This window comes from Staphylococcus hominis subsp. hominis (genome assembly GCF_002901845.1).
Lineage (GTDB): Bacteria > Bacillota > Bacilli > Staphylococcales > Staphylococcaceae > Staphylococcus > Staphylococcus hominis.
In genome coordinates this window covers 1-1,144 of record NZ_PPQE01000012.1, presented here as the reverse complement: position 1 = coordinate 1,144, position 1,144 = coordinate 1, and the positions used below count along the sequence as shown (strand labels likewise).

Annotated in this window: 8 tRNA genes and 1 rRNA gene; all 9 read right to left on the bottom strand. The window is 42.4% G+C overall.

Annotated elements, in window-relative coordinates:
* Nucleotides 1-65 precede the first annotated feature (65 nt).
* The 9 genes from CD034_RS01110 to rrf all read right to left on the bottom strand — a co-directional run bounded on the left by CD034_RS01110 (nt 66) and on the right by rrf (nt 896).
* A tRNA-Ala gene (locus tag CD034_RS01110) sits at nt 66-141 on the bottom strand.
* A gap of 15 nt (nt 142-156) precedes the next feature.
* Nucleotides 157-230, bottom strand: a tRNA-Pro gene (locus CD034_RS01105).
* A gap of 23 nt (nt 231-253) precedes the next feature.
* A tRNA-Arg gene (locus CD034_RS01100) sits at nt 254-330 on the bottom strand.
* Nucleotides 331-341: 11 nt separating this feature from the next.
* Nucleotides 342-430: transfer RNA gene (locus CD034_RS01095), tRNA-Leu, on the bottom strand.
* 8 nt (nt 431-438) lie between these two features.
* Nucleotides 439-513, bottom strand: a tRNA-Gly gene (locus tag CD034_RS01090).
* A gap of 18 nt (nt 514-531) precedes the next feature.
* Nucleotides 532-604: transfer RNA gene (locus CD034_RS01085), tRNA-Lys, on the bottom strand.
* 5 nt (nt 605-609) lie between these two features.
* Nucleotides 610-685, bottom strand: a tRNA-Thr gene (locus CD034_RS01080).
* Between the two features lie 11 nt (nt 686-696).
* Nucleotides 697-772 (bottom strand) — tRNA-Val (locus tag CD034_RS01075).
* A gap of 9 nt (nt 773-781) precedes the next feature.
* A 5S ribosomal RNA gene (gene rrf, locus CD034_RS01070) occupies nt 782-896 on the bottom strand.
* Nucleotides 897-1,144 lie beyond the last annotated feature (248 nt).

The following is a 1,144-nucleotide window of genomic DNA, read 5'->3' as shown; positions in this document are numbered from 1 at the left end:
CTTTATTGGAATTAACGTTGACATATTGTCATTCAGTTTTCAATGTTCATTTGATATTAATTAAATGGTGGAGACTAGCGGGATCGAACCGCTGACCTCCTGCGTGCAAAGCAGGCGCTCTCCCAGCTGAGCTAAGCCCCCATATTTTTAAAGAAGTCGGGAAGACAGGATTCGAACCTGCGACCCCTTGGTCCCAAACCAAGTGCTCTACCAAGCTGAGCTACTTCCCGTATATTAAATTAATAATTTTAAATGGCGCGCCCGATAGGAGTCGAACCCATAACCTCTTGATCCGTAGTCAAACGCTCTATCCAGTTGAGCTACGGGCGCTATATTTAAATTGGTGCCGAGGACCGGAATCGAACCGGTACGGTGATCTCTCACCGCAGGATTTTAAGTCCTGTGCGTCTGCCAGTTCCGCCACCCCGGCAAATATAATGGAGCGGAAGACGGGATTCGAACCCGCGACCCCCACCTTGGCAAGGTGGTGTTCTACCACTGAACTACTTCCGCATATTAAAATAAATCGTATGAGCCATAGAGGATTCGAACCTCTGACCCTCTGATTAAAAGTCAGATGCTCTACCAACTGAGCTAATGGCTCTTAGATGGTGCCGGCCAGAGGACTTGAACCCCCAACCTACTGATTACAAGTCAGTTGCTCTACCAATTGAGCTAGGCCGGCTAAAAAGTAAATGGTGGAGAATGACGGGTTCGAACCGCCGACCCTCTGCTTGTAAGGCAGATGCTCTCCCAGCTGAGCTAATTCTCCAATATGTATGCCTGGCAACGTCCTACTCTAGCGGAACGTCAGTCCAACTACCATCGGCGCTAAGGAGCTTAACTTCTGTGTTCGGCATGGGAACAGGTGTGGCCTCCTTGCCATTGTCACCAGACAATAACTTACTCAAATAATTATATTACTAATTAATTAATTTTTCAATAGTTAATTTTACACTTTATTAAAATTCTTTTTACAAGTGTTTTACAAAATTAACTTTCGTTTTTGACGACTTTTATATCTTATAATAATCAAAGTCTAATGTCAACAATTTTTTAAAGGTTTTTTAAATTAATTTTTAAAAAGGATTTAATTTTTGAACACTCATAGTATACTACCACATCATATATATAATATCTAGTC